Origin of the sequence: Streptomyces virginiae (assembly GCF_000720455.1) — a bacterium.
Lineage (GTDB): Bacteria > Actinomycetota > Actinomycetes > Streptomycetales > Streptomycetaceae > Streptomyces > Streptomyces virginiae.
The window spans coordinates 220,535-246,741 of sequence record NZ_JOAK01000010.1 but is presented as its reverse complement, the minus strand read 5'-3'; the positions used below and the strand labels follow the sequence as shown (position 1 = coordinate 246,741).

Sequence of the window (26,207 nt, the reverse complement as noted above, 5' to 3'; positions counted from 1 at the left end):
GCTCTTTCGATGCTCTTACGAACGTATCCCGGTCGAACGCGTGCTCAGGTTCGGGCGGCGCCCGGGTCGTGCCGGGTCAGTGAGGCCCTGACCGCGTCGGCGTGCGGTCCCTGCCACCAGGGCAGCGTCTCGACCAGGACCGGCTTGGTTCCGGAGGCCAGGACGAGCGCCCGGCCCGGGGGCATCGCGCCCAGGTCGGAGACCTTCAGGACTCGGTCGCGCCGGTGGGACTCGTTCACGGTGCGGTTGCCCGACCAGCCGGCGAACCCCGCCTCACGGGTCGCGGTGAACTCGCGGACGTCGTACTCCCCCGCCAGCTCGGAGAGGTCGCCGAGGAAGCGGGTGTCGGAGACACCGCCGCCGTAGACCCGTACGTTCGCGGCGGACCACAGCTTCTCCATGCCCCGCTCGCCCCACACCTCCACGCCCTGCGCCCAGGACTGGAGGATCGTCATCAGGACGATGCCGCGCGAGCCGTAGTGCGAGTACAGGTCGGGCAGGGCGCGCCAGCGGCAGACGTTCGCCGCCTCGTCCAGCACGCCCAGCAGCGGCTTCGCCAGCCGGCCGCCGCGCTGGGAGCCGGCGTACTCCTCCGCGGCCTCGACGACGGCCACGGTCAGGGCCGTCACCAGCGGGCCCGCCGAGTCGCTGCCCTCCCGCGAGAGCGAGTAGAGGGTGCCCTCACCGCGGACGAATTCGGCGGGGTCCAGCTCCGGGCGGTCGTCGTCCTCGGCCACCGGCGTCACCCACCTGTTGACCTCGGGGTTGACCAGGCAGGAGGCCATCTGCTGGGCGACACCGTAGATGCCGCCGCGCTGCTTGTCCGGCGCGGTGATCACACCGAACAGGGCGTCCGCCGGCATGTGGTGCCCCGCGCCGCGCAGGATGCGCTCCGGGCTGTCGTCCTTCGGGTTGGCGAGCCAGCTGTAGACCTGGGTGATCGGCGCCTTGGCGGTCGCGGCGGCGAGCAGGAGGTTGGCGAGCAGGTCCCGGCCGGCGGGGTCGAAGTACGCGTCGGTGGAGGCGTCGGCGTCGCGGGAGCCCGAGGCGAAGTGCTCGGCCAGCTTGCGGGCCCGTGCCACGTCGGTCACGTAGGACAGCGGGTTCCACCACCAGGTGGGCCCCTCCTGTGCCACCTGCTGCGGGTCGAAGACCCACACGGCGCCCCGTGCGCCGCGCGGTCCGCGGGTGGCGTCGACGATGTCCCGCTTGTTGGAGGTGACGAGCACGGCGCCCGGTGCGTCGAGGATCGCGGGGATGGCACGCCGGGTGGTCTTGCCGGTGCGCGGTCCCCAGATGTCGACGTGCATGTCTTCGAAGGAGCCGTACAGGGGCTGGCGTCCGCGCACCGAGCGGCCGATGAGGACACCGGGCGCACGGCTTCGCACCCCGAGGCGCGCGGCGGTCGCGGCGGCGCCCTTGGCGCTGAGGCGGCCGAGTTCCTCGCCCTGCGCGAGGTGGTGGGCCGCGCCGTCGACGTCGGGCTTGCGGCGTCGGCGCAGGCGGATCCGGTACGCGGCGACGGCCGCCGCGGCGAGCACCAGCAACTCGCCCGCCACGTAGGCGTTCGCAGTGCCGCCGGGCCAGGTGTACTCCCCCGTGGCCAACCCCACGGTGAAGGAGACCAGGCTGCCGGGGTCCGGGCCGTCGTCGGCGGCGGCGCCGAGGCCGGCGGCGATCCAGGCCCCGCACGCGACGAACAGGAGCGCGGCGGCGATCAGCGCGGCCTCCTTCGCCCATGCGTCGCCGGGACGGGGCTCCTTCTGCTGTTCGTTGGCCATCGTCATGTTCTCCCTTCCGGGGAGGCAGGGTCTTCCGTGAGGGTGCGCTGACGTGTGGTCTCCTCCACCCAGTGGACGACGTCCTGGGTGTGGCCGGGCCACCCGAGTTCTTCGAGCATGTCGGTCAGTGGTCCGCTCAGCTCCAGGGCTCGGCGCGAGTCCGTCGCGGCCAACGAGCGCCACGCGGCATGGGCGTTGCCCGCCACCTGCGCGGTCTCACTTCTCGGCTCCGCTCCGGCCCGGCGGCGACGCAGAGCGGTCCGGACGAGCAGCCGCACGGTGGCGGACAGGTCGTCGCGCCGGCCCAGTACGAGCCAGGCCCGCGCGCTCAGGACCTGCACGGTGTAGGGGTGCAGCGGCCCGTACTCGGCCTCCAGCGCGGCCTCGGTCCGCTCCGCCAGGGCGATCGCGGTGGTGGTGTCCCCCGCCCCGTGCGCCGCCAGGAGCCGCGCCCAGGCTTCCTGGTGGGCGGCCGGCAGCGGCGCTCCCCACGTCACGGCGGGTTCGGGCACGAAGGGCACGGCGGGCGCGACGGGCGCGGCCGAGCGGCCGGAGCCGTCGCCGGCCCGGACCGGCGGGGGCACGACGGGGTGCGGCACGGACAGCGTCGTCACGTGGCCGTCGGGGTCGACGACGAGGGGCCACGCCGAGCCGTCCGGCTCCTTGGCCGTGACCCGGACGGGCCGGCCCCGCAGCGCCGCGCGGACGCGGATCTCCGCGAGCGCGGCCAGCCGGGCGGCCGGGAGGTCGCCGGCGGGGACGCCGACCGGCTCTCCGTCGATGCTGACTCCGGACCCGGTGAGGGTGATGGTGTAGAGCGGGGTGGCCGGCACCTGGCCGGCGTCGGTGGTCACTGCCTCATCCGCCCTTCGGGAAGTAGGGGGGCGCCCATCCGAGGTAGGTGGCGCCCCACTTCGACTCGATCTCCGTCGCCGGGACGACGTCGATGTACCCGGGCCTGCGGATGTCGTTGCTCGCGATCTCTCCGCCCCCGAGGTAGACGGCGACGTGGCCGGCCCGCTGACCGGTGTCCCAGTACATCAGCGCCCCCGGGGGCGGGTTCCTGTCCTTGTCGTGCTTCATGCTGGTGGGCATTTCCCGGTAGTGGTCGATGGCGTAGGGGACACCGGAGGAGGACCATCCGTACGCGACGGACGTGAAGGCGAGGCACATCTGGTACCACTTCTTGGGACCGCTGCGCGCCTCTTCTCGGGCCGCCGCGATGGCCTCCTTCGTGCTGCGCGGGTTCTTGACCTCGGGCGGCCACCCCGCGGCGCCGTCGTGGAAGGGCTCGCCCGGTTCACCGGGCTTGCCCCCGTCCTGGCAGCCCTTGTCCCGGGGCTTGTCCGATTCGCCGCCACCCGGAGGGCTTCCGTTCGTACCGCCCCGGTTCAGGTCGATCTTCGCCTCGCCGGCCAGCTCGCGGGCGTAGTCCTCGTGCTGGTCGTACAGGTCGGGGTACGCGCTGCGCTGGACCGCCTGGGCGGCGGCTCCGTACTTCATGGACTCCCAGCCGCGGATGTCGGTGAGCCCCGGCGGGTCGCCGTCGTCGCCGCCCCAGAAGAACATCTTGGCGGCGTACTTGGGCTGCATGATCTGTTCCTTGGTGCCCCAGCCCGCGACGGGGCGCTGCTGGAACAGGCCGACCGAGTCGCGGTCGCCGTAGTCCAGGTTGAGGAGCGTGCTCTCCTGCAAGGCCGTCATCAGGGCGATCAGGGTGGCCCGGCCGGACAGTCCGCCCTCCTTGGCGACGGTGTCGATGATCTCCGCGTTCGCGAGCTGTTTCTTGCGTATGCCTTCGCCGGGCCGCTGCGCCCCGCCGCCGCCCCCTTCGTCCCCCGGGTCCACTCCGGGGCGGCCCCGGTCGCCGCAGCCGACGGCGGAGGCGTCGCCGCCCATGGCCGCGACCAGCCCGAGCAACAGCAGGCAGAAGACCATGACGACGGACAGCACGGCCGCCGCCTTGAGCTTGAAGACGATCCCCTTGGCATCGAGCAGGAGACCCGCCGCATCACGGGCCCGCACTAGACGCCCAGGATTCGCGTGATGTGCCACTTCCCGCCGGAGGTCATCAACTCCAGTTGCAGGACGGTGGTCTCGCTGTAGTCGGTGTAACCGTCGACGGCCACGGCGGTCGTCGCCTGACGCCAGACCCGCAACGGGGAGTCCCCGGGCAGGTCCTTGCCCGAGGGGGTCACGGCGACGGAGCGCACCGTGGAGATGCCGCCCTGGCTGACGAGCTTGTCCCAGGCGGGGTCGGTGTGTTCGGAGAGGTTCGCGGCCAGAGCCGGCGCCAGGAAGGGGCGCACGCGCTCCACCACCGTCCTGTGCGTCTGGTCCTGCGGCGGGTTGCGGGTGAGGTAGCCGCGCGCGAACTGCTCCGCGACCCGGTCGGGGTTGTCCAGGTCGGCCGGTGACGGCAGCGGCGCGGGCGTCGCCGAGGGCGCGCTGGGCGGGGCGGAGGCCGCCGGGGCCTCAGCCTCACTGTCCTCCTGCCCCGGTGCCGCAGGGGCGGCCTGGCCGGCTGTGGCGGCGGGCTGCTTCTCGCCGAGCAGGCCCGGCCACACCCAGCGGGTGCCCACGCCGAGCGCCAGCACCACCACGACGATGATCGCGGCGCCGGTGGGGCGGATCGGGTCGCGGCGGCGCTGTTCGCGCACCCACTCGTGCGACCGGCGCCGCATCTGCTGGTGGTGCACGGCCTTCGCACGGCGACGCGCCCGGCGGCTGCCCGCCTTGCGGACCTCCTCCGGGTGACGGATGTCGGCCAGGATCTCGCGCCACTCCTGTGGCGTTCGGTCACTCATGCTTGCCTGACCGGGGGTCGGAAGGAATGGGGCGAGGTGCTCGCGGCCCGGCGCGGGGGCCGGTTGGGCGTACTGCGGACGACGGTCGCCGAGATGAGGGGGGGCTCGCCCGGCGACTGCGGTACCGGGGCCTGGCGGAAGGCGAAGTTCGGCCGGCTGCCGGACTCCGGGCGCATGGTCGGCGATGCCTGGCTGCCGGAAGGGGCACCCGGGCCGCTGTGGCCCCGGTCGCCGGGAGCCGCGGCGGCGGCGCTCGAAGGGCCGGGGGGCAGGGCCGGACGCGGCTGCGGGGCCTGTACGGCGGGCGTCGGGCGCGGTGACGGCCCGGAGACCGCGGCGGCGCTGGTCTTCGCGGCACCGGCCGTCCCTGAAACGGATCCGCCGGTGGCTTCGGCGGACCTTCCCGGCGGGAGTGCGATTTTGGGGCGGCGGCCCGCGGGCAGGGGCGCCGGGGCGGGCGGGCGCGCCGGGGGAACGCGGGTGACCGTGACGTCGCCGCCCTCACCCGAACCACCGGAACCGTTGGGAAGCCTCGGACGGTTCCTCCCCCCGCCTCCGCCGCCACCGCCGGTCCGGCCCGGAAGGGTCTCCACAGGACGGTGGTTGTAGCCCGAACCGGCGCCCTTCCCGCCGCCCTTGCCGACGGCGCTGAGGGCACGGGTGGCGAGCATGCCGGCGATCGACCCGCCCGTCGTGCCGCGCACGCCGAAGATCTGCGCGAGTACCGACCGGAACTGGAAGGCCACGACGGACAGGGCGATGGACAGGCCCATGGTGGGCAGCCATCCGTACTTCCCGAACATCTGCATCGTCGCGGTCTGCGCCGAGAGCACGGCGCCGAGCACCAGGGTCGCGATGAAGCTCTCGAGCGTGCGGGCGAGGAGCTGGTCGAACCAGGCGAGCCCCCACTGCCTCGGCCGCCCGGGAATGACCCAGAGGCAGGCGAAGAAGACGCCGGTCAGGAGGAGCAACAGCGATCCCAGGAAGGCCGCCAGGGATGTGAACGCGAGAACCAGGAGCAGGATCGCGAACATCAGGGCCACGATGATCGAGGGAATCAGCACCATGAGGCGGCCGACCGGGGTGTCTCCCTTCACCCAGTCGACGGAGGCGTCGCCGACATTGCTCCCCTTCAGGTTGTTGTCGATGTACTTCTCGCGGGTGTCGGCATTCGTTCCCTGGTCGAGGACCTGTCTTCCGTACTTCTCGCAGACCTCCAGGCTCCCGAATTCGGCGATGCACCACGGGGTGGCCACAAACCCGCGCCAGATGGAGTCCTGGGACTTCCGCAGCAGGGTGTCACGGCCGTTGTTCGTGAACTTCGGCTGGTTCTTGAGAGCGAACGGGTAGTCACTGGAGCCGTTGCCCAGGCCTTCCGCGGTGGCGCTCATGGTGACGCTGGCACCGACCTGACGCGCCGAATCGATCCCGCTCACCCAGGACTGGGGGCTCGTCAGGAGGGATACGGACACCACCCCCGAGATCAGGACCCAGGCGATCTGTGACAGCCCGCCTCCGCCTCCGCCCTTGCGGTGCTGCACGAAGGCGATGAAGCCGCCGACGACGAGGCAGCTCGGGAGGACGAACTCCATCAGGCTCTGAGAGGCACCGCCGATCATGCCCGAGATGGCGTTCTCCATCTCGGGGATCGACGTGAAGCGGAACACCCAGCCCACGATCACTGTCATGGCGAGGCCGATGATGACCAGAACTCCCATGAGGATCGAGCAGATGAGGTACGCGGTTCCGTCGACCATCTCGAAATCCCAGAGATCGGCATCGAGGAACCAGCGCCCGGGGTCGTACAGCTCGTACATCGTTTCCCCGCCGTCGGGGACGTTCGCGTCACTCGGCGACCAGAAGAGGTCGCCGATCCCGACCGGGTCGATGGTCTCGGCATGCGCCTGACCAGCGAAAACCATCACGGAGGTGGCGGCGAAGAGCGCGGGAATGGCCATGCTTCTCAGCCGCGGCGCGCGTATGGGCATCCGCTACTTCCCTCCTGCGGTGAGCAGGGCGCGGACCAGCGACGGCATGTCGGGCTCGGCCGCCATGTCCTTCGGGCGCACCCGCTCGCGCTGGTCGACGTGCCAGGAACCGCCCTGCTCGACCAGGCGCAGTGCCACCCGGTCGGTCTCCGTGGGCTTGCCCGGCCACGTGTAGGTGTAGGTGACCAGGACGCCGTACCCGGCGGGGTGCTTCCCTACGGCGGCGAGTTCGACGGCGTCCGAGGCTTTGAACTCCCCGGGCTCCGCACGGTCCGATCCACTACCGGCGGACGGAGCCGGCGTGTCGCCCTCCGAGTTGGTGGCGATGCAGTTCTCGACCGTTCCGGACAGGTATCCCTGGGACTCGAGCGGGCAGGCCGTCTTCCAGTCGTCGTGTTCGGCCGCGTCCATGTAGCTGCGGGCCACCGCCATCGCCGCCGCCTTCGGGTCCTTCGGCGCGGGGAGGCCCCCCGCATCGCCACCGTCCTCCCCGGACGAGGAACAGCCGGCCGCCAGCAGTGAGGCGGCCAGGGCCAGGGCGGCGACGTGGGTCGTGCGACGGGTCATGCGGGCACCTTCTCGGAGTCGTCGGAGTCCGCGGCCTGGCGCGCGGGTTTGGGCGAGGTGTCGAGGAGTTCGAGGAGTTCGAGGCTGGGGACGTCCCACTGGACGGTGGCGCAGTTGAAGCGGCGGTCGCGGATGATGCAGTGGCCGTGCCGGATCTCGCCGTCGGGCAGGAGCCCGACGGAGCGGATGAGGGCCCGGGTGTGGTCGTCCTTGGGCAGGCCCAGGAGTTCCGCGAGACCGTCCTGCTGGCCCTTGGTGGTGAGCTGGAACCCGGCGACGGTGGTCAGCTGTTCGGTGATGCCGACGAGTTCGACGAGGCTCTCCGGGTCCTGGGTGTCCAGGAGCAAGGAGGTTCCCAGGGCGCGGCCGACCCGGGCGATGTACTGGAGGAAGTTGGCGCCCTCGCGGGTCGCGGTCAGGACGTGGACCTCGGGTACGCAGACGCTCTTGCGCAGGTGGCGCAGGTCGCGGCGGCCCGCGGTGGTGATGCCGTAGGCGAGCATGCTGTGCATCAGGGCCACCGACAGCCGCTGCGTCGGGGTCCACTCGTGACGGCCCGCCTCGACTCCGGGCAGGCTCAGGCCCGGCATCTGCACCACCCAGATACCGGGTCCCGGGCTGATGAGCGGCGCGTCCCCGGTCGGGCGGCCCATGAAAGGGGCGCCCAGGGAGGACTGGGCCAGCTCGTACAGGGCCTCTCCGGTCTCACGGGCGAGCGGGTCCTCCATCGTGCGGAGGTACTCGATCACCTTCCAGGTCGCCGGCTCTCCCGCCTTGACCACGGCGTTGACGGCGTGGGTGATGGGGGTTTCGGCGCCGCGCTGGCGCAGGTGCTCGGGGGCGGCGATGCTCAGCTGGGCGGGTACTTCACCGCGGGCGGCGTCGATGCCGTCGGCGGCCAGCAGGGTGAACAGGTCGCAGGAGCCCGCGAAACGCGGACCGGTCTCCACCAGGTGGGCGTTCAACCCGTAGCGGCGGGCGGCGTTCACCACTCCGCCGAGGTCCCCCTTGAAGTCCAGGGCGATCTCGTGGGCTCCGCGGAACGCCGCGTCCAGCATCGACAGCATCATCGCCATGGTCTTGCCGCGCCCCGAACGACCCACGTAGGCCGTGGTCGTGGCGTCACCGCGGTCCGAGCCCGAAGTCACGTCATTGCGGAAGACCCCCGGTGTGGAGCCCGTCAGGTAGCCGACGATCGGACCGGTGTCGTCACCGACCTGGGCTCCACCCCACCACCACGATCCCGCCAGCGCGGTCACGTCCCGGACGTGTCCCAGGTCGGGCACGCGCAGTTGGTCGCCGGGCTGGGTTTCGATGAACAGCTCCCGCTGCTCCTCCTCGCCTACGACCACCTCGATGCCGATGCCGCCGTAGTGGGTGATGACGGCGTCCACCCGGTCGCGCAGGTCGCCGAGCGAAATGGTGCTGGTGACGACGAGCCGCGGGTGGTCCTCGACCAGGGTGAGGTCCTCACGCCGCATGTCCCGCGTGAGGCCTGCCATCACCTGCTCGGTCTCTTCGATCTCGCGCCCCGGGTCCTCCGCGGACTGTCGGGCCGCCGAACGCCTCTGCTCCTTGGCCAACCGCCGCGCCTCGTCGACCAGCTTGAGCGCGTCCCTCTTCGGCTGGACGCGGAAACGGACACTCGCCTCCGGGGATACCGGCAGGATCAGCGCGGTGGGGTCGGTGGCCGGGTCGAGGTCGTCCTCATCCACGTCGGGCACGTAGTTGATCTCGGAGAGGACGCGCAGCCACTCGCCGTTGCCGGGGCTCTGCATCTCCTCGGGGAAGCCCGTCATGGTCAGTACGGCCGTCCAGGCGGCCACTTCACCGTGTGCGTCCATCACACGCAGGTGGTCCGGGTGGGGCAGGATCCGACCACGTGTGAGGGCGGCCAGCTTGGCACCCGTGACCACTCCCCCGTTGGCCGCCGGCAGCGGCGCCGCACGATGCTGTTCCCGGGAGATCATCCACGCCAGGGTCTCGACCGCGGCGGGCCGCGCCTTCCACGGGCTGGCCTCCAGACGGCGGCCGAGGCGGCGCATCTGCGCGTCGAGCTTGCTGAGTTCGCGCGTCGAGACCGTCGTCGAGGTGAGGCCGAGCCCCTCCTGCACCCCTCGCTTTCCGGCTGTACGGACCGTACCCGCGCGCTCGGTCATCCGGACGCCGAGCAGGAGGTGCCGGGTGGGCAGGCCGATCTGTTCGAGCCGGCGCACGCGCAGATCGGCCCACTCCTGCCATGCGCCGTGGCTGAACGTTCCGGCGGCCTCGGCGACGTAGTCCTCGGCGTGCAGGGGCGACCACAGCACGCGCAGGTGGCAGTCGAACCCGGCGAGGGTACGGGCGAGGGCCGCCGAGGCGGCGTCGAGCTCGGTGTCCCGCGCGCCCTCGCTCATGAGGTCGGTGTTCGAAGAGGCGAGGGTGAACCAGGCCTCCGTGTGGCTGTCCGTGATGATCAGGCCGTCGGCGAGGGCGACGTACCGGGGCGCACCCGCGGACCGGTCGCCCCCGATCCCGAGGAACGTGCCCACTCTCTGCAGGATCTTCAAGACGTTTTCCCCTCCTGGTGCTGAAGTGCTTTACGGCCGTGGGCGCGGGCCACGGCGTCGGGACCGTAGAGACGGGGCCGCGCGGCGAGGCGGATCGGCGCCCCGGCGCCGACGGGGACCGCCTCCTCGGCCCCGAGCCACCGCTCCAAGAGCCCTCCGAGAGGGCTTTCGAGGAGGAGTTCGGTCCTCCCGGACCAGCGGGCGCGACGGCTGATCCACTCGCCTCGGGTGGCGGCACGGCGGCCGCCGGAGATGATCGGCCGGTGGCCGAGCACCAGGTAGCGGGCCCCGATGGACCAGCGGGTCACGTTCCACCGCCGGTCCACGACACGGCTCTTCTGGGTGCCGTAGACCACGGTGAGGAGCGGTGGCAGGAAGTAGAACGTGAACGTGACCTTGGACGGGAAGCCGAACAGCAGCAGGAGCGGTCCCGCCCACACGAGGTAGAGCACCAGTCCCATGACCAGGGCACGGCGCGGCACACCTTCGCCGAGGTCCATGCCGAGGAGTTCGTGCTGCTTGGTCTCCAGGTTGAGGTGGCTGGTGTAGGTGCGACCGACTCTCATCAGGCCCCCGCGACCTTCTTCCAGACATCGCCGAGGAGCGTCTTGACGCCGTCCGGGAACCACACGATTCCGGCGACGAACACGGCCGCGACGAACAGCGTCAGCATCTCGCCCCACTCCTTCTTCAGGAAGTGGCCCAGGGCCCTGACCCCCAGGAAGGCGGCGAAGAGGTTGCCGACCACGGCGAGGATCCAGCCCTTGAGGTCGGCGCCCGTGGTGAGCGCGAGCGTCTCGGTGGCGGTTTGGTGCAGCACAGGATTCCCCCGTTGTTGTGTTGACTGTCGTGCTGGAGCGACTCCGTGACGACGGCTCACCGGGTGAGCGACGCCGACGGAGACAGCGGAGATTCAGAGAGCGCCGCCGCGGATGTCCGCGACCTGCCAGCGCTGGGCGTCCGAGCTGGACACCCGGGTGAGCTTCACCCGGTAGGCGACCTCGACGGTGGTGCCGCCCATCGCCCAGCCGACCCGGGCGGATCCCCAGCGGTCGCCTGTGCCTGCGGCGTCGACGGACCAGGAGAGGAGTCCCTTGAACTCGATGCCCTGCGGCAGGGCCGGCAGTCGGGCGCCGGGGGCGGAGACGCTCTCCGTGTCGCCGCCCGCGTAGGCGGCGAAGAACTTTTCGATGGTGCCCTTCGTCTGGCCGGTGAGCTCGGTGTCCGTCTGGACGGCCGGCGCATCGGGCAGTTGGGGGCCCGTGGCCGGCACGCCCACCAGGGCGGGACGTCCGGAGACGGAGAACCGGCCGCCGGCCTGGAACACGGGGACGTCGAGCCCCACCCAGCGGGCTCCCGACTCCGCCCGGGGCGTGGTTCCCCCGGGGCCGGCGGAAGGGCTGCCGGAGGGGCCGGCGGAAGGTTCGGCCGGTCCCCCGGAACGGATCAGGACGTCGACGCGAACGAGGGCACGGCCGGCTTCGGCCGGGGTGACCGCGCCGGGCTGGACGGCCAGCACCTCCTGACGGCCCTTGCCGTCCCAGCCCATGGTGCCGTCCGCCCCGGCCGGCAGTGCGGTGGCGAGGAGCGCGGCGCGCTCCTCCTTCCTGGTCTCGTCCCAGCCGAGGTAGGCACGGGCGAAGCGGCCGGCCACCGCCTGGGCTTCGGCGTTCGGGTAGGCAGGCGCCGCCTGGGCCGGAGCGGTGGCGTTGGCGGGGGCCTTGGGCGGAACCACCCAGGCACGGACGCCCGTTACGGCCGCGAGGACCACCACGGCCCACAGCAGGCCGCGGCCGAGCCTGCGTGCGAACACGACACCCGAGCTTTCGTCCTGCGGCACCCACGGAGCACCCGGTGTCGTGGCCTGACGGGCCGTCTCCTCGGGTGCCGTGGTGGCACGTTCGCGCGCCACCAGCTCGGCGCCCGCCGCCTCCCACGGGTTCACCGTCCGAGCGGCAGGCTTCTCCTCCTCGCGGGACAGCCCCGCCGTGAGTCCTCGCTTGCTCTGGTCCACCGGTTCCGGAAGGCCCATCACCTTCCGGGCAATTCTGGCAAACGAGCCCATTCCCCCACGCCCCTCCCGCTGTGCCGGGCACGCCTCGACCTCACGTCGACGTTCACGCCCTCAGCCGCCATGTGTTGGCACATGCAGCAGCGGCAAACCATAAAAGACAGATGATCATCAGTCAAAAAATTTCAAGTGGCGCTAAGTCGACAAGGACGCCTTGGAGCGGAAAGTCCGGGCGCGCCCCACATATCGACCGGTCGGTCTGCCGGCCGCACACCCATGAACCCAGAACGCCACTCCCTTCCGCGTTCCACCTGTGCGACGACTGCCGGATCCGAGCCCACCCCACCCACGCCCCAGCCGACCGACACAGTGATGTCAAGCCCCATATCAGCAGGTGAGAGGCCTCCGCGAGGTCACCACGTCCTGCGACGCCGCTGCGGCGACACGACCATGGGACATCCCCGCCGGATCCGGTCGAGGAATGCGGGGCGCACCAATGAAACCCGCTCGGTACGCCCACAGAAATACGGCAGCCGGATTTCGCGAGGGGCCTCGGGGCAACCGGACACTCGTCGCGCACTTGCCTCATTACCGAGCGGCAACGCCGGAACCCACGCCGGTGGAAACGCCCGACACACCTTGCGGCATTCACCTTAGCGAATGATCCGAAGATGGGAGCAAAGACCCAGACCCGACGGGGCGCAGTTCTCGCCGCGTACACGCCATACGCGGGGCCCCCGGTTGCGCCGCCCCCCTGTGGCCTCGCCCACACCGGCCGCTCCCGAACGTCCTTTTGACGGAGGGTCGACAATGACCCCTGATGAGCGTCATCCGGGGTCAGGAGTCTGACGATCTGGCGGTGAGGTCAGGCGCCCTTGTTGATGGGCTCCAGGATCGCCACGCACTCCACGTGGTGCGTCATGGTGAAACATGTAGAGCCGAAAACAGATTAAGTAGAACCGCAGGTCAGCGGCGCGCAAGGCGCAAAACGGACTCCGGGTCGAGGTGCATCGTGTGCGCTACGGGCGCTACATGCAACTCCTGACGCACGCCGGACAGCGTGTCAGGGTTCCCGTCGTCGGCACAAGGAAGGACCCTGTTCACCCTAAGGGCTTGCAGGGCATCAAGGTGTTGCTTCCCGTTCTGGTGCTCCTTGGTGTGGTATGCGCATCCCGGGCGAGACTCGTAGCCAACTCGCTGTGAAGTCGCGGTGTTGTTCCCTCATCTGGACGAGCGGCAGCGTCGACTGTTGATGGCCGCTGAGGCCCGGGTCCTGGGGCACGGCGGCGTTCGGGCCGTCGCCCGGGCGGCCGCGGTCAGCGCGACCACGGTCCGTAAGGGTGTGTTCGAGCTGGAGGCCGGCGAGGAGCCCCTGGGTCGGGTGCGTCGTCCGGGCGGGGGCCGCAAGCGGGTCGCGGATCTCGATCCGGGGCTGCGGCCGGCTCTGCTCGCGCTGGTCGAGCCGGATGTGCAGGGTGATTGGATGTCGCCGCTGCGATGGACGGTGAAGTCGACCCGCGTGCTGGCGCGGGAGCTGACCCGGGCCGGGCACCGGGTCAGCGCGGACACCGTCGCGGATCTGCTGCGGGAGGAGGGGTTCAGCCTGCAGGCCAACGTCAAGACGCTCGAGGGCAGCCAGCACGTCGACCGGGACGCACAGTTCCGCTACCTCAACGAGCAAGCCCGAGAGCACCAAGGCGCCGGCCAGCCAGTCATCAGCGTGGACACCAAGAAGAAGGAGCTCGTCGGCGCGTTCAAGACCGAGGGCCGCCAGTGGCGCCCGGCCGGTGATCCGGTGCCGGTGAACATGCACGACTTCGCCGACCCGAAGCTGGGCAAGGCGATCCCCTATGGCGTCTAACGACCTGGCGGCGAACACCGGCTGGGTCAACGTCGGCACCGACCACGACACGGCCGCTTTCGCGGTGGAATCGATCCGCCGCTGGTGGCACGGTCAGGGCCAAGCCGCCTACCCTCAGGCGACACGACTGCTGATCACAGCCGACACCGGCGGCTACCGCACCCGGGCCTGGAAACTCGAACTCGCCCGACTCTCCGCTGAAACGGGCCTGACGATCACCGTCTGCCACCTACCGCCCGGCACATCGAAGTGGAACAAGATCGAACACCGGCTCTTCTCCCACATCACCATGAACTGGCGGGGCCGTCCGCTGACCAGCCACGAAGTCATCGTCCAGTCCATCGCCGCAACGACCACCCGCACGGGACTACGGGTGCATGCCGAACTCGACAACGGCACCTACCCGACCGGAGTACAGATCGGTGACGCGCAGATGGCGGCTCTGCCACTGACCCGCCATGGCTTCCACGGCGACTGCAACTACGTCCTGCACCCCCAACCGGCCCCGGCCGTCCCGGCGGCCCGGACCCCACAAACACCGGCGCCGGAGTGGGACCAGGCCCTGCTGAGCGACCCCGCGCTGACCGGCATGTCCCCGCAGCAACTGAACGACCTCACAAACACTCTGGTCCCGGACGGCGACGACCGGCGCGGCCGCCCGCCCCGGCTCGCCTTCCCCGACCAGGTCCTGGCCACCGTGCTCCACCTGCACCTCGCGCTGGCCGCGGAACCCCTCGCCGTACTCTTCGGCAGCAGCCGCACCGCCATGCACCGCACCCTGTTGAAGATCAGGAAACTGCTCGAAGGGCACGGCATCGTCATCCCACCAACGACCACCCCACCCGCAGCCCTCGCGCCCCTCCAAGCTCGGGTCCTCGCCCAGAGCAGCGATCCCGAGAGCAAGATCAAGACAACGTGTTAATGATCTGCAAGCCCTTAGCTTCGGCCGTACACCCAGCCAGGCGTGTCCGGTCGCCGAGCAGGCCGGTGGACGGCAACTTGGTCCTGCACCGACATTTGGACCGGGCCCCCACTACGAGTACGACTTGGCCGACGACGCCGACGTCCTGCTGATGTACGAGCGGGTAATCCGAGAGGCACAGACGCCCGATGACTTGCACGCCCACCTCAATACGTGCTGCAGAGCCACCGGCGGGCCCTGTCCCCGCCCGGCGAGGGGCTTTTGGGGAGGCCAGCTTCCCAGAGCTCGCTGGCGGCGGCCGCCGTAGCGGAAGGTCCGACCCATCAGCTGGTCCGCATCGGCATGGACGCGCTCCGCAGAATTCGGATCAACCAGTAGTTGAAACAGAAAATTTGAAGCAAGTGCCGGATACGGAAATCCTGTACGAGCTGAAGACCGCGCAGACCTTGCCGAGGGCATGTGAGAGGTCGATCAGTTAGCGAGGGAGAACCTCCCTGCGAGCCCAGGTCACGAAGGCGACTGCTCCCTGCCCGAGGGTCGCTATCACGAGAGCCCCGCCGAGAGACGTCGATGAAGCCACCACGGCACCTGCCATCGCGCCCAGTGGCGTGCCACCTCGGGAGAGTACCCGCATCGAAGCAAACACTTGGGCCCTCAGATTACGGGGCACAATCGTTTGACGGAGGCTCAGGCTGGTAACCGCGAAGTACGCCACTCCAACAGAGTTGAAGAACTGCCCAGCTCCAACTAGCAGGACGGTAAGCGCCTCCGCTCTGGCTGCGGCATAGGTGAGAAGGGGGCCGAGCGAGGCGAGGAACAGTCCACCAGCCAGGACGATTCGCACTCCCAGCCGCTCGGTAAGCCGTTCGACGGAGATCGACGCCAGCAGGCCGCCGACCAAACCTATCCCCATGGCCACACCGAACGCGCCGGGAGTCACCTTCGCCACATCGATGACGTACAGGACCTCGACAGTAATTCCGAGCCCGAGAAAGAAGTTGAAGCCTCCCCCGCTGAGCCCGAGCAGCCGAAGTCGCTTGTCCTCCCACAGAGAGGCCATGCCCGCACGAATCTCGTGAATAAAGTTGTGCACACTGGACCCGGAGGCCGCAGGTGCACGCTCATCCTTCAATCGAATCGTGTGCACCGTTGCGGCCGAGAGCAGAAACGATATCGCGTCCACCATGAGCGTCCGCGCCGCACCCATCACCTGAACCAGGATTCCCCCCAGGGGAGGACCTGCGATCTGAGTGACCGAGTGCGTACCCTGCATCAGTCCGTTGACCCGCAGAAGGCGCCCTTCCGGTACTAGCATCGGAACAATGACGAAATACGACAGCTCGTATGCGGCGGTCAGCGATCCAACGATGAATGAGACGAGTACCAGATAGGGTACAGAAAGCCACCCTTGCCATGCGAACAGGGGCACGGAAGCCATCGCCACCGCGCGGCCGTACTCCGTCAGGAGCAGGACTCGCCGTGGCCCGATTCGATCAATGAGCAGAGCCGCAAAAACACCGACGAAAATGTTGGGAAGCTTCGCGGCCGCTACCAAGAGACCCATCTCTGCCGGCCCCGCATGCAGCGTAAACGCCGCGACCAGCGGGAACGCAATCACCGTCGTCTCGCTGCCGACGCCAGAGATGGTCTGACCCAACCAGAGGAGCCACAGCCGCTGTCGCCCGACCTTCAAGCCGGCTCCATCGCTACCACTTACCTTGTCACTTCGCAGCATGCTTGGTCACCGCGAGTGGCGCGTCCCCCATCGTCAATACACTGGTCACAGACGACCCACGAGGGCAGCCGCAGCGAGCGTGAAGTCAGAAGCCAACCGGAGCCTGCCCTTGCTGGCAAGCAGGACATCGTCGTCAGTTCCCTGGCCGCTGGTCTCCGCCGCGAAGTATCGTTCGAACTCTTCTGTCATGCCCAACTGCCGCAGCTTTGCGAAACGCCACTTGGGCTTGATGTTGGTGGAACCGGCCGCGGCAAGGAGCGCATCGGTGGCGAATCCCAAGGCATGACGGGAATTGAGCATCGCGGTTCCTGCATCCCCAGCGCTGATGGCGCCGACTGTGTCTTCCGAAGCGCCGGTATAGCTGAGCATGTACCGGCAATAGAGAAGGTGGCTGACGTGCCCCCAGTCGAAGGAGGTACGCAGTTCCTCGAATACCGATTCCTCTCGCACCGCCCAGCCAATACGTATACCGTGTGCCAGCTGAAACCACTGAGATTCCAAGTGAGCCGGAGCGGTCCAGTCACCCACTGAGCAGTTATTTATACGATGCGCGACATCACGGACCTGGGCGATGTCCCAGCACTCAGTGTCCACTCGAACTTCGTCCGCATAGTCAATGTCGATCCGGTATTCGTCTCCCGTGAAATTTGCTGACGTGCCCTCGTCTTCCCGCCGCCTCGACGGCCCATCTGTCAGCACAAACACGTCCAGGTCGGACTGGCTGTTACCAAAGCCCTCGACAAGGGATCCGCAGACGTAGGCAGTCGCCACGTCAGTGTAGAGGTCTGCGACTTTACGTCCAGTACCCGTAAGCCGGTCCCGACCTGGTACCAACTGGTTCATTCTTCCTCCTCTGCACCGCGCCGTGTGTCGATTACACGGCGTTGCTCTTCCAAACGCGGGCGTTGTGCTAGCTCGGCGTGGTCAGGGTTGCGGCGCCTGACACACCGGGCCGCCGGGCGGCGACCAACAAATTGGGAGCGTTGTAGAGGGTGTGTCCGATCAACGCAGGGAGCAGCCCGTTGCCGTAGGCCAGACTCCCCAGGGCCAGGCTCAGGCCTGCATGGAGCGCGATGTCCTTGCGGTCCCACGCCCCAGCGCTCCGTTGCACGAGGTGTTCTGCGACGAACAGAACTGCTGATAGCAAGATGGAGAACGGCCCAATCAGCGGCGCCGCGGCGAATATGACTACGTAGCGATAGAGGTACTCCTGCGCCGGCCCACCGATCGCAAAGTGGATGATGTCCCTTGACCGCTCCAGCGGCGTGACCGGAGGGAACAGCCGGAGATAGGCCGGCTGAAGCCATCGGCGCACTTCTTTCCACTCCAACGCCACGCCGATGCCTCCCACCAGAAAACCCCCGACGAGGGCCCACCATGCCGGAGCGAAAGAGGGAAGAGGGAAGAAGAACACACAGGGGAGATAGACCGCACTTCGTAGGATGCGGCGCAGCATCAGGCAGGCGCCACGTGGCAGCGGCAACAACTCCACCCAAGGAAGCGCAGACCTGGACGATACGTACACAAGGGCGACCGCAGCACTGGCCGCGACAAGAAGATGGTTGCGCGCTGTCACCATCACGACTAGGCACGCCACCGCAGCAACGCCCGCGAAGCTGGCGCGTGCACGTTCATTCATCCTTCGAGCAGCCCTGCCTTGAGCATGGAGGCCACAAATGCAGTGACGTCATTCAGGACGACTCCACGGTCTACCTGGTATTCGCTGGACACGATGTCGGCTATCTGGTCGACATCGTTGCTTCCGTCGCACAAAGTCCACACTTTTGCTCCGACACCATCCAGCTCGTACGCATCCAGACCCTTCACCAAGAGTACGGAACCGGTAGCCACGTCGGTTCGCACATCGAAGGACCTCTGAATTTTTGCACCCATGCCCCGTTATTACCTTTCAACCTTTGCCGGACCGGGCGACGCCGTCGGCGCCGCCCGGTCGGTTTCATTACGCCTCGTTGGAAGCGCGACGGATCGATACCTTACGCAGCTCGGGTGCGCGGTACTCCTGTGCCATGAAATACACCCCCCTTCTGAAATTAGACCACGTGCCTCGAGAAGGACTCGCAGCCAATTGGTGGGTGAAACTAGCAAGTTTCTTCCCGCCTGGCAAGGGTGATTAATTGCCCGGAATGCGCGTTGTGCCGATGGGTGCGCGGAGCCGTTTGGGGCGCATCTCCGTCCGGATAGCACCCGAGGTTGGCGCGGTCCCCACCCCGTCAAGCCGTGCTTGCACTTACGCCGCTCCGGCCCCTCTTGCTTGGCCGGCCTGGGGCGACAGACCCAGGCCGGCCTCGAGCGTCACTTGCTACGCGACGGGACCCCTCCCTGACACCCAAACCGTCCCAGGATGCGGCAAAGCCTGCCGATTGCGTCAATTTAGGCAACGCAATCAAGCCGGAGATTGGCTGGATTAAAATGCGTCGCTGCAGATGAATCTTTGGTGTACCTTCTTGCGGAGCACACATACCGGGGGTTTGAGTTAGGCGTGCTGGACAAGGGAATTCCGTGGGTTTCGCACGAGGAGTGGGTGATTTCCGCGTCGGGGCTGGCGTTTGGATTTTCGACGCATGGCAGCATTCTCCCAAATTCGTTCGGCGGGGGGAATGTTGCGAAGCGACCATGTCGTCCACTCTTGCCAAGGGGTTGAAACAGGCGGTGGCGATACTTCCGGTCCCAATCGGCTTGCGGCGACCCCTTTCAGCGCGCTGAGTACGGGCGCCGCGCCCTGGCTCATGTGGCTGAGGGCCAATGTCCTGGCCGTGACCGACCAATGGCTCGATGTGTCGCTCCTGCACACCGCCCCCCGCTCGCAGAGCGATCTCCGTGGCCGTCGTCTGCCCGGAACACCACGCCTGCGGCGTACACGACACGCAGTTGCGGGTACGCACGGCCCTGAAAGGCTGCTGACTCGGGCGACAGGTGACCGTCTTCCAGGCTGGCGAGGTGCACACGATGACTATCGATGCCGCGTGCCCCGGCTACGCGCAAGACCGCAGCCAGTGGGGGCGGTTCTCCATCTACACGGAACTCGGGCCCCTGGTGTAACCCTGGCCCCGCCGCGCGAGGCCTTGCCATCCCCCTGCCTTGGATGAGTTCCCCTGCGGTCGATCAGCCGCTGCACAGGTCAGAAAGAGGAAGTACGTGAAGATTCCCGAAATCCTCAGTGAGGCGCGAGCGCTCGTCACCCCTGCCATGGAGGATTCCCTTGCCCGGCTCTCCCCGGAGGTCAGGCGGGTCATCGACTATCACATGGGCTGGAGGGACGCCGACGGCCGGCCTGTACAGCGGCGCGGAAGCAAGTCAGTCCGGCCGGCCCTCGCCTTTCTGTCGGCCCAGGCCGGTGGTGGTGAGATCAAAGACGCGGTGCCCGGGGCGCTCGCAGTGGAGTACCTGAACAATTGGGCCTTCCTCATCGACGACGTGATGGACGGCGACCGGTTTCGGCGCCAGCGCGAGACGGCATGGGTGGTGTTCGGCGCCGGGCAGGCCATCTGTGCCGGCACCGCGCTGCTGACGCTCGCTCAACAGATGGTGCTGGAGAGCCCGTCGGCCAACCGGTCTGCCGCGTTGAACCTCACCATGGACACCTCCGCCCGGATGCTGGCCGGTCAGACCCTGGACATGACCTTCGAGCAGCGCTTGGACTACAGCGTGGACGAGTCGATGACGATGACTCAGTCCAAGACCGCGTCACTCATGCGCTGTGCCACGTCCATCGGCGCCGTCCTCGTCGGCGCTCACGGAACAGTCGTGGACGCACTCGCCGACTTCGGCCAGTCCGTCGGTGTCGCGTTCCAGGCCCGTGACGACATGCTGGGCATCTGGGGTACCCCCGATCAGACAGGAGGGCGACCGCGCGGCTTCGACGTCAAGGCGCGCAAGGGCACGCCGCCGATAGCTGTGGCGCTCAACGACGCTACCCACGGCGAAGAACTGCGTCAGATCTTCGGCCTGGAGGGCGAGCTGGCGATACCGGACGTCCAGCGGGCGACGCAACTGATCGAGGCTGCGGGCGGCCGGGAGTGGACGGAGAACCTCGCCCGGACCATGGTCGACCGGGCCAACAAGGCCCTCGCCCAGCTGACACTCGACGACGACACGCGCAGGCATTTCGGGGAACTCGCTGCCATGGGTCTTCCCGACGACGTGTCGCACTGACCGAGCGCATCGTTCGCCGGCGCTGACGAAGTCGTACGCCATTCATACTCACGTGGACGCAGGAGGAGTCTGTTGTCAGGCATATCGATCGCTCTGATGGGCATCGACGGATCGGGCAAGACGACGCTCGCCCGGGCGCTCCGCAAGGAGCTGACCAAGCATGGCGTGGAAGTCGTGGACGTCAGTTGGGCCGGAGTCGTCGGCTCTCTGCCAGCCGGCTTTCCCCGTACGAGCATCGAACAGCTCGGTGTCCAGGGCTGGGGACTGTTCTATGCGGGGCGCACCATCGACGGACGCCCAGTGGACGAACTCGTACCGCAGTTGTTCTCCGACTTCGGCGCCTCGGATCTGCCACGCCGTATCGGGGAGGCCAAGGGCCACGCACGTCAGCCCGCGGTGGTCACCTCCGCGCTGGTCGAGCTGGCCGGCCACTTCCTGCTCCAGAGCGCGGTAGCCGCTCCGGTGGTCGGGCGGGGCGGTGTGGCGCTCAATGACGGGTTCGGCCTGAAGAACGTTCTCAAGTGCCTGCGTCTGGCCGAGCAAATGCCGAGCGGTGAGGTCCCAGCAGGGACGCTGCGGAACTTGGCCGAACAGGTGACCGCCATGTTCTCTGATCCGTTCCTCCAACCCGACGTCGGGCTCCTTCTCGATGCCGACCCGCGGCTGTCCTACGAGTGGCGCATGACGCAGAACGGGCGCCTGGGGGCCGGCGAGGACCTCGGGTTCGCCGGACGACCGGGTCGCGACACCTACCTGTCGTTCCAGGGAGCCATGGCATCCGAGTACCGCTCAGCGGCTGAACGGTGGGGCTGGCTCGTGCTCGGCGTCGACGGCCGCCCGCAGGCCGAGACCGTCGAAGAAGGAGTCCGGGCCGTGCTTGGGCACGACAAGGTCCGATCCCTCCTGTCCGACGCCCAGACCGCGTCCGCACCTCAGCCGACCGTAGGGACAACACCGTGAACACTGATGTGCTCAGGGCGAAGCTCGCCCTCCGTATCGGCGCGGACCGCCGGGTGGAGACCACGGACGAACTCCTCGACCGGGTCTCCTCCACCCTCGCCGAGGTCGAGCGCCGATACCGCGGCGCGGGAGACACTGAGGTGCGCCACTGGTCGGCGCGCTTTCGGGCCCTGATGGAAGAGAACCGGTTCTGGCCGTCCGGTCGCATCCTGAACAACACCGGCACCCGGCAAGCGCAGCTCGCCTCGTGCTTCGTCCTCCCGCTCGCCGACGACTTCGACAGCGTGTTCGATACACTCAAGATCGCGGCCGTGTGCCACCGCACCGGCGGCGGCACGGGCTTCGACCTCAGTCCCCTGCGCGAGCGGGGCGCACCCATCTCCAGCGCAGAGGCGGCCGGAGCAAGCGGACCGGTGTCATGGTTGCGCCTGTTCGACGCGGAGACCGCAGTCGTCGCCCAAGGCGGCAAAATGCGCGGCGCCAACATGGGCTCCCTGTCGGTGTACCACCCCGACATCCTGGAGTTCATCGACGTCAAGCGGACCGTTGGCCGTCTGCACAACTTCAACATCTCCGTCGCCGTCGACGACGCCTTCATGCAGGCCGTCGAGGCCGGCCAAGACATCGAGCTGGTCAGCCCGCAGAGCGGGCACGGCGCCGGACGGATCGCCGCAGAGCGCATCTGGCAGCACATCTGTGAGAACGCCTGGCGCACGGGTGACCCGGGGCTGCTGTTCACCGACGCCATGAACCGCGCCAACCCCCTCCTCGGCCATCTCGGGCCGATCCGTACCACCAACCCCTGTGGCGAGCAGACTCTCTACCCGTACGAACCCAGCAATCTGGGTTCGATCAACCTTGCGTCCTTCCTACGAGTGGACCGCTGCGACGTCGACTGGGAACTGTTGCGCGGCACGATCCGCGACGCCGTCCGACTGCTCGACAACGCCATCGATGCCTCCCGATACCCGGAAGCCCGCTTCACCGAGATGGCTCAGGCCAACCGCAGACTCGGGCTGGGAGTGATGGGTTACGCGGATCTACTCGTCCGGCTCGGGATCCCCTACGACTCCGACGAGGCAATGGCATTGATCGACCGCCTCGGTGCGACTATCCGCGACACCGCCTGGGCCGCCAGCGAGAAACTGGCCCAGGAACGGGGTGCCTACCCCAACTGGTCGTACAGTGGCCGCGCCCTGCCAGCCCGGAACTGCGCCATTACCACTATCGCCCCCACCGGCACGATTTCGATGGTCGCCGGCTGCTCCAGCGGCATCGAGCCGCGGTTCGCTGCCGTCTGGAACAAGGACGTCCTGAGGCCGGACGGCATCACCAGCGCGGACGAGGACCTCCTCAGCGAGCTGATGCGTCATACCGGTCTCGACCGGGACGACGCACTCGCCCTGCTGCGCAACAAGCCCGTCCCCGAACTCCCGCTCCCTGCCAGGGTGCTGGCGCCGTATCGTTACGCTCACGCGATCCCCGGCATCTGGCACGTACGAACTGTGGCCCGCTGGCAGCAGTACACGGACAACGCCGTGTCCAAGACCGTCAACCTGTCTCACGACTGCGCCGTCGCAGACGTGTCCGAGGCCTTCTTCGAAGGCTGGCGTCTGGGCTGCAAGGGCCTGTCCGTGTACCGCGAGGGCTCACGCGACCGCGACCTGCTCACCGCGAACCACGCCGAGAACGAACCGGAGCCGCCTCGGCAGAGCAAGCAACTCGTCGGAGCAGGAGAAATCTGACATGCCCAAGCTCGCCCTGCATGGCGGCGACCGTGCCGTCACCACACAGCTGCCGCGACCGTGGCCGCACCTATCCCGTCCGGCACGGCAGCGGATCAATGCCCTGCTCGATTCCGCGTCCCTGTCGGACTACGCGCTCGGCCCCGAGATGGCCGAGTTCGAAGAGGTAGTCGCCGACTACCACAACGTGCCGTACGTGCTGGGTGCCGCGAGCGGCACCGCGGCTCTCCACATGGCCTTCCACGCCGTCGGTGTTGAGCCCGGCGACGAGGTCATCGTGCCGAGCTACAGCTTCCACGCCACTGTGGCACCGCTGTTCCTGCTGAGTGCGGTACCGGTGCTGTGCGACGTGGACCCGGTCACCGGGAACATCGACCTCACCGACGCGCAACGCCGGATCACCGGCCGCACCAAAGCCATCGTGGTCACACACATGTGGGGCCATCCGGTGGACCTCGACGGGCTCGCTACGATGGCAGCGCGATACGGGCTGAGCGTGGTCGAGGACGGCTCGCACGCCCACGGCGCCCGATACCGCGGAAAGCGGGTTGGAGCCTTCTCGGACGCTGCCATTTTCAGCCTGGGAGCCCGCAAGATGGTGTCCGGCGGCACCGGCGGAGTCCTGCTCACCTCCAACGAGGAGGTGTACCGGCGTGCGTTGTTGCTCGGTCACTGCCACGAGCGCGCCCAGTTGGTGCTGCCACCCGCCGACTGCACCGTGGGCTACGGCGCCAATTACCACCTCAGCCCGCTGACCGCCGCCGTGTGCACGGAACAATACCTCGACCTCGACCAGCGCATCGAAGTCAAGACGTCCGTTCTGGAGGGACTCAACCGGCGTCTCGAAGGCATCCCCGGTCTACGCCCTCCCAGCACGGCCCCCGACGTGACACGCGGTGGCTGGTACGGCTACAAGGCTCTCTACGACTCCGCCGAGCTGGATGGTCTGCCACTCGACCGTTTCGTCGAGGCACTCCAGGCTGAGGGCCTGACCGTAGACCGACCGTCGAACCGTCCGCTGCACCGACTGAACATGTTCACGTCCCGCAAGCTCGAACCGGCCTATTACCAGCCCGGGGGCGAGCGCCCGCTCTATCGCGAGGGCGAACTGCCGGGCGCCGAGTCCTACTACGAGGCCTGCCTCAGCTTCCCCGCCCCCCATTTGCACGAGACGTGCGACCTCCTGCTCGACCAGTACGCCGAAGGAATCCTCAAGGTGGTGAAGAACAGTGGCGCCCTCCGCTGAATGGATGCCGGGCGAGGCTGCCGCGACGACCGGAGCCGGACGCACGTCGATCCCGCCCAACGCCTTCTACGTGCCCTCTCCCGTCGTCCTGCTGAGCACGCAAACCGAGGCGGGCGAGGTCGACGTGTCTGCCATGTCAGCCGTCGGCGTGGTCTGTCTGGATCCACCGATCCTTGCCGTGGGCATCAAGCCGCGCCGGCAGACTTACAAGAACATCCGGCGCACGGGCTCGTTCGTGGTGAACCTGCCCCTCCAGGACGGTCTGGAGGTTGCGGACTACACCGGCACGCGGTCTTGGCGCAAGGAGCCGGAGAAGGTCGAGAAGGCCGGCCTGGAAGTGGCTCGGCTACCGGAGAGCGGCCTGCCCTATCTACCGAGCTGCCCCATCTCCATGGCTTGCACCCTCATCGGCAATCTGGGCCGGAACGAACTGGGCCTCGACATGCCACCGTCCCACCAGGTCGTCCTGGGCAGGATGACCGAGTGCTCGGTCGACAGCACGTGGGTGGGTGAGGACGAGGTACGGCTTGAGGACATGCCGATCCTCGTCTACCTCAACCGTGTCTACGCGGGCCGCGGAGACGTCCTCGGCATTCAGCGCTTCACAGACGACCCTGCCAAGCGCGAGGCCAAGATGCGGGAGTACCGGAGCCTGGGAGTGAGGCAGGAGTGAAGGAGCACACCCAACAGGCTCTGATCGAACGAATCCTGAAGCACATCGAGAACAGGACGACCGACTGCGCCGCGGAGGAACGGACCGTACCGACCGATGACTACCTCGGGGACGAGCACCTCAAGCGTGAGATGGAGGCGGTGTTCCAGCGGCGACCGGTACTGCTGGCCCACTCCTCGCAGCTGGCAAAGCCCGGTGACTTCGTCACGGAGGACCTCTACGGTCGGTCCGTCCTCGCAGTGCGCACCCGCCGAGGCAAGGTGCGCGCCTTCCTCAACGTCTGCCGACACCGGGGCGCGAAGCTCGTTGATGCTGGGCACGGCACGGCTGGCAACGGGTTCAGCTGCCGCACCCACGCCTGGCGTTACGACGACGAGGGCACGTTGACGCATGTACCCGACCAGGCACGGTGCTTCTCACCGTTGACCCTTGCGGAGCGCAACCTCTTCCAGGTGCCCGCACAGGAAAGCCACGGGTTCGTCTGGGTCGGTCCACCTCAGGCCGGTCCGGAGGTCCTGACTGGTCATCTGGACGCGCTGGACGAGGACTTCAACGGCTACCGATTCGCAGACGACACGTTCTGGGCCGGCGAGAGGCTGACCGGACGCTTCAACTGGAAACTGGGGGTCGAGGGCTTCCTGGAGGTCTACCACTTTCGCAGCCTCCACCCGGACATGAAGAAGTACGTCTTCGTCCCCGAGGTGGCCCTTTTCGACCGACTCGGGGAGCACGTTCGGATCGTGGCACCAAAGCGGGACATCCGCGAGCTGCGGAGCGCCCCGGCGTCCGCCAGAAGGCTGCGTCCCCACGCGACGCTCGTGTACTACATCTTCCCCAGCACCTTCTTCTTCGTGGAGAAGCGCCATGTGACCACCCTTCGAATCCAGCCGCTGTCCCCCGATTCCAGCGAGATCCGGGTGTTGCACGTTGCGCGGCAGGACGGCCTCGTCAGGCCGGACACGTTGCGAACCAACATCTCCCTGTTCACCAAGGTCCTCGGAGAAGACGTGGGTGCGGCCGAATCCGTCCAGGGAGGACTCGTGACCGCACCCCAAGAACTGCTCTTCGGGCGCAACGAGGCGGGACTGCACTACTTCCGCGACACCCTGCTTCGGGTACTGGAGCAAGACGAGCACCCACCGACGTAGCGGGATCGAACAGCCGACGGGCTACGGCTCTCCCGCCGGAA

20 protein-coding genes and 1 pseudogene are annotated in these 26,207 nt (G+C 68.2%); 7 read left to right on the top strand and 14 right to left on the bottom strand.

Annotated elements, in window-relative coordinates:
• Nucleotides 1-44 precede the first annotated feature (44 nt).
• From IG86_RS0117930 to IG86_RS0117885, 10 genes are all read right to left on the bottom strand, one after another.
• Complete coding sequence (locus IG86_RS0117930; protein WP_234349143.1) at nucleotides 45-1,787, bottom strand: type IV secretory system conjugative DNA transfer family protein; 1,743 nt, start codon at nucleotides 1,785-1,787, stop codon at nucleotides 45-47.
• Nucleotides 1,784-2,635, bottom strand: coding sequence for a hypothetical protein (locus IG86_RS0117925; protein ID WP_030897915.1), 852 nt, complete (start codon nucleotides 2,633-2,635; stop codon nucleotides 1,784-1,786). The genes IG86_RS0117930 and IG86_RS0117925 overlap by 4 nt, the downstream gene beginning before the upstream one ends.
• 4 nt (nucleotides 2,636-2,639) lie before the next feature.
• Entirely contained in the window at nucleotides 2,640-3,806 is a 1,167-nt protein-coding gene (locus IG86_RS40005) for a chromosomal replication initiator protein DnaA (protein WP_051734577.1), read from the bottom strand.
• Nucleotides 3,806-4,588: a YqhG/Tai3 family protein gene (locus IG86_RS42305; protein WP_030897912.1), complete on the bottom strand. Its 783-nt coding sequence runs from the start codon at nucleotides 4,586-4,588 to the stop codon at nucleotides 3,806-3,808. The genes IG86_RS40005 and IG86_RS42305 overlap by 1 nt, the downstream gene beginning before the upstream one ends.
• Nucleotides 4,585-6,546 carry a hypothetical protein gene (locus IG86_RS0117910; protein ID WP_030897909.1) on the bottom strand — a complete coding sequence of 654 codons (1,962 nt, stop codon included), beginning with the start codon at nucleotides 6,544-6,546 and terminating at the stop codon, nucleotides 4,585-4,587. Before IG86_RS0117910 ends, IG86_RS42305 begins: the two co-directional genes overlap by 4 nt.
• A gap of 33 nt (nucleotides 6,547-6,579) precedes the next feature.
• Nucleotides 6,580-7,143: a hypothetical protein gene (locus IG86_RS0117905; protein WP_030821502.1), complete on the bottom strand. Its 564-nt coding sequence runs from the start codon at nucleotides 7,141-7,143 to the stop codon at nucleotides 6,580-6,582.
• On the bottom strand, nucleotides 7,140-9,692 hold the full coding sequence (locus tag IG86_RS0117900; RefSeq protein ID WP_037942644.1) for an ATP-binding protein: 2,553 nt from the start codon (nucleotides 9,690-9,692) through the stop codon (nucleotides 7,140-7,142). The genes IG86_RS0117905 and IG86_RS0117900 overlap by 4 nt, the downstream gene beginning before the upstream one ends.
• Nucleotides 9,689-10,258, bottom strand: a complete 570-nt coding sequence (locus IG86_RS0117895) for a hypothetical protein (RefSeq protein ID WP_030897903.1) — start codon at nucleotides 10,256-10,258, stop codon at nucleotides 9,689-9,691. The genes IG86_RS0117900 and IG86_RS0117895 overlap by 4 nt, the downstream gene beginning before the upstream one ends.
• On the bottom strand, nucleotides 10,258-10,512 hold the full coding sequence (locus IG86_RS38815; RefSeq protein WP_030650654.1) for a TcpD family membrane protein: 255 nt from the start codon (nucleotides 10,510-10,512) through the stop codon (nucleotides 10,258-10,260). Before IG86_RS38815 ends, IG86_RS0117895 begins: the two co-directional genes overlap by 1 nt.
• A 93-nt stretch (nucleotides 10,513-10,605) precedes the next feature.
• A complete protein-coding gene (locus IG86_RS0117885; RefSeq protein WP_051785253.1) occupies nucleotides 10,606-11,724 on the bottom strand; it encodes a conjugal transfer protein in 1,119 nt (372 codons plus the stop codon).
• 1,142 nt (nucleotides 11,725-12,866) lie between these two features.
• On the opposite strand from IG86_RS0117885, the pseudogene IG86_RS38810 reads away from it, so the two are divergent.
• A pseudogene (locus IG86_RS38810) lies at nucleotides 12,867-14,486 on the top strand (ISAzo13 family transposase).
• 475 nt (nucleotides 14,487-14,961) lie between these two features.
• Here IG86_RS38810 and IG86_RS0117875 read toward each other — a convergent pair.
• The 4 genes from IG86_RS0117875 to IG86_RS0117860 all read right to left on the bottom strand — a co-directional run bounded on the left by IG86_RS0117875 (nucleotide 14,962) and on the right by IG86_RS0117860 (nucleotide 18,114).
• A complete protein-coding gene (locus IG86_RS0117875) occupies nucleotides 14,962-16,221 on the bottom strand; it encodes an MFS transporter (protein ID WP_078905940.1) in 1,260 nt (419 codons plus the stop codon).
• Between the two features lie 45 nt (nucleotides 16,222-16,266).
• A complete protein-coding gene (locus IG86_RS41275; RefSeq protein WP_078905939.1) occupies nucleotides 16,267-17,064 on the bottom strand; it encodes a nucleotidyltransferase domain-containing protein in 798 nt (265 codons plus the stop codon).
• A 67-nt stretch (nucleotides 17,065-17,131) separates the two neighbouring features.
• A complete protein-coding gene (locus IG86_RS0117865; protein WP_107056249.1) occupies nucleotides 17,132-17,860 on the bottom strand; it encodes a CPBP family glutamic-type intramembrane protease in 729 nt (242 codons plus the stop codon).
• Complete coding sequence (locus IG86_RS0117860) at nucleotides 17,857-18,114, bottom strand: PqqD family protein (RefSeq protein ID WP_030897890.1); 258 nt, start codon at nucleotides 18,112-18,114, stop codon at nucleotides 17,857-17,859. The genes IG86_RS0117865 and IG86_RS0117860 overlap by 4 nt, the downstream gene beginning before the upstream one ends.
• A gap of 1,263 nt (nucleotides 18,115-19,377) precedes the next feature.
• On the opposite strand from IG86_RS0117860, the gene IG86_RS0117850 reads away from it, so the two are divergent.
• The 6 genes from IG86_RS0117850 to IG86_RS0117820 all read left to right on the top strand — a co-directional run bounded on the left by IG86_RS0117850 (nucleotide 19,378) and on the right by IG86_RS0117820 (nucleotide 26,166).
• Nucleotides 19,378-20,394, top strand: coding sequence for a polyprenyl synthetase family protein (locus tag IG86_RS0117850; RefSeq protein ID WP_051785252.1), 1,017 nt, complete (start codon nucleotides 19,378-19,380; stop codon nucleotides 20,392-20,394).
• 96 nt (nucleotides 20,395-20,490) lie between these two features.
• Nucleotides 20,491-21,354, top strand: coding sequence for a hypothetical protein (locus IG86_RS43000; protein WP_030897884.1), 864 nt, complete (start codon nucleotides 20,491-20,493; stop codon nucleotides 21,352-21,354).
• Nucleotides 21,351-23,099 carry an adenosylcobalamin-dependent ribonucleoside-diphosphate reductase gene (locus tag IG86_RS0117840; protein WP_157854844.1) on the top strand — a complete coding sequence of 583 codons (1,749 nt, stop codon included), beginning with the start codon at nucleotides 21,351-21,353 and terminating at the stop codon, nucleotides 23,097-23,099. Before IG86_RS43000 ends, IG86_RS0117840 begins: the two co-directional genes overlap by 4 nt.
• A gap of 1 nt (nucleotide 23,100) precedes the next feature.
• Entirely contained in the window at nucleotides 23,101-24,345 is a 1,245-nt protein-coding gene (locus IG86_RS0117835) for a DegT/DnrJ/EryC1/StrS aminotransferase family protein (RefSeq protein WP_051785250.1), read from the top strand.
• The gene (locus IG86_RS40000) at nucleotides 24,329-25,018 is read left to right on the top strand and encodes a flavin reductase family protein (protein ID WP_051785249.1); all 690 of its coding nucleotides are present in this window, start codon (nucleotides 24,329-24,331) and stop codon (nucleotides 25,016-25,018) included. Before IG86_RS0117835 ends, IG86_RS40000 begins: the two co-directional genes overlap by 17 nt.
• The gene (locus IG86_RS0117820) at nucleotides 25,015-26,166 is read left to right on the top strand and encodes an aromatic ring-hydroxylating oxygenase subunit alpha (RefSeq protein WP_030897872.1); all 1,152 of its coding nucleotides are present in this window, start codon (nucleotides 25,015-25,017) and stop codon (nucleotides 26,164-26,166) included. The genes IG86_RS40000 and IG86_RS0117820 overlap by 4 nt, the downstream gene beginning before the upstream one ends.
• The last annotated feature ends 41 nt before the right edge of the window (nucleotides 26,167-26,207 follow it).

What these genes read in the sequence shown, in the direction of transcription:
- IG86_RS0117930 (WP_234349143.1), bottom strand. Translation starts at nt 1,787, where the DNA reads ATGACGATGGCCAACGAACAGCAGAAGGAGCCCCGTCCCGGCGACGCA.
- IG86_RS42305 (WP_030897912.1), bottom strand. Translation starts at nt 4,588, where the DNA reads ATGAGTGACCGAACGCCACAGGAGTGGCGCGAGATCCTGGCCGACATC.
- IG86_RS0117910 (WP_030897909.1), bottom strand. Translation starts at nt 6,546, where the DNA reads ATGGCCATTCCCGCGCTCTTCGCCGCCACCTCCGTGATGGTTTTCGCT.
- IG86_RS0117905 (WP_030821502.1), bottom strand. Translation starts at nt 7,143, where the DNA reads ATGACCCGTCGCACGACCCACGTCGCCGCCCTGGCCCTGGCCGCCTCA.
- IG86_RS0117895 (WP_030897903.1), bottom strand. Translation starts at nt 10,258, where the DNA reads ATGAGAGTCGGTCGCACCTACACCAGCCACCTCAACCTGGAGACCAAG.
- IG86_RS0117885 (WP_051785253.1), bottom strand. Translation starts at nt 11,724, where the DNA reads ATGGGCCTTCCGGAACCGGTGGACCAGAGCAAGCGAGGACTCACGGCG.
- IG86_RS0117875 (WP_078905940.1), bottom strand. Translation starts at nt 16,221, where the DNA reads ATGCTGCGAAGTGACAAGGTAAGTGGTAGCGATGGAGCCGGCTTGAAG.
- IG86_RS41275 (WP_078905939.1), bottom strand. Translation starts at nt 17,064, where the DNA reads ATGAACCAGTTGGTACCAGGTCGGGACCGGCTTACGGGTACTGGACGT.
- IG86_RS0117865 (WP_107056249.1), bottom strand. Translation starts at nt 17,860, where the DNA reads ATGAATGAACGTGCACGCGCCAGCTTCGCGGGCGTTGCTGCGGTGGCG.
- IG86_RS0117860 (WP_030897890.1), bottom strand. Translation starts at nt 18,114, where the DNA reads ATGGGTGCAAAAATTCAGAGGTCCTTCGATGTGCGAACCGACGTGGCT.
- IG86_RS43000 (WP_030897884.1), top strand. Translation starts at nt 20,491, where the DNA reads ATGGGCATCGACGGATCGGGCAAGACGACGCTCGCCCGGGCGCTCCGC.
- IG86_RS0117835 (WP_051785250.1), top strand. Translation starts at nt 23,101, where the DNA reads ATGCCCAAGCTCGCCCTGCATGGCGGCGACCGTGCCGTCACCACACAG.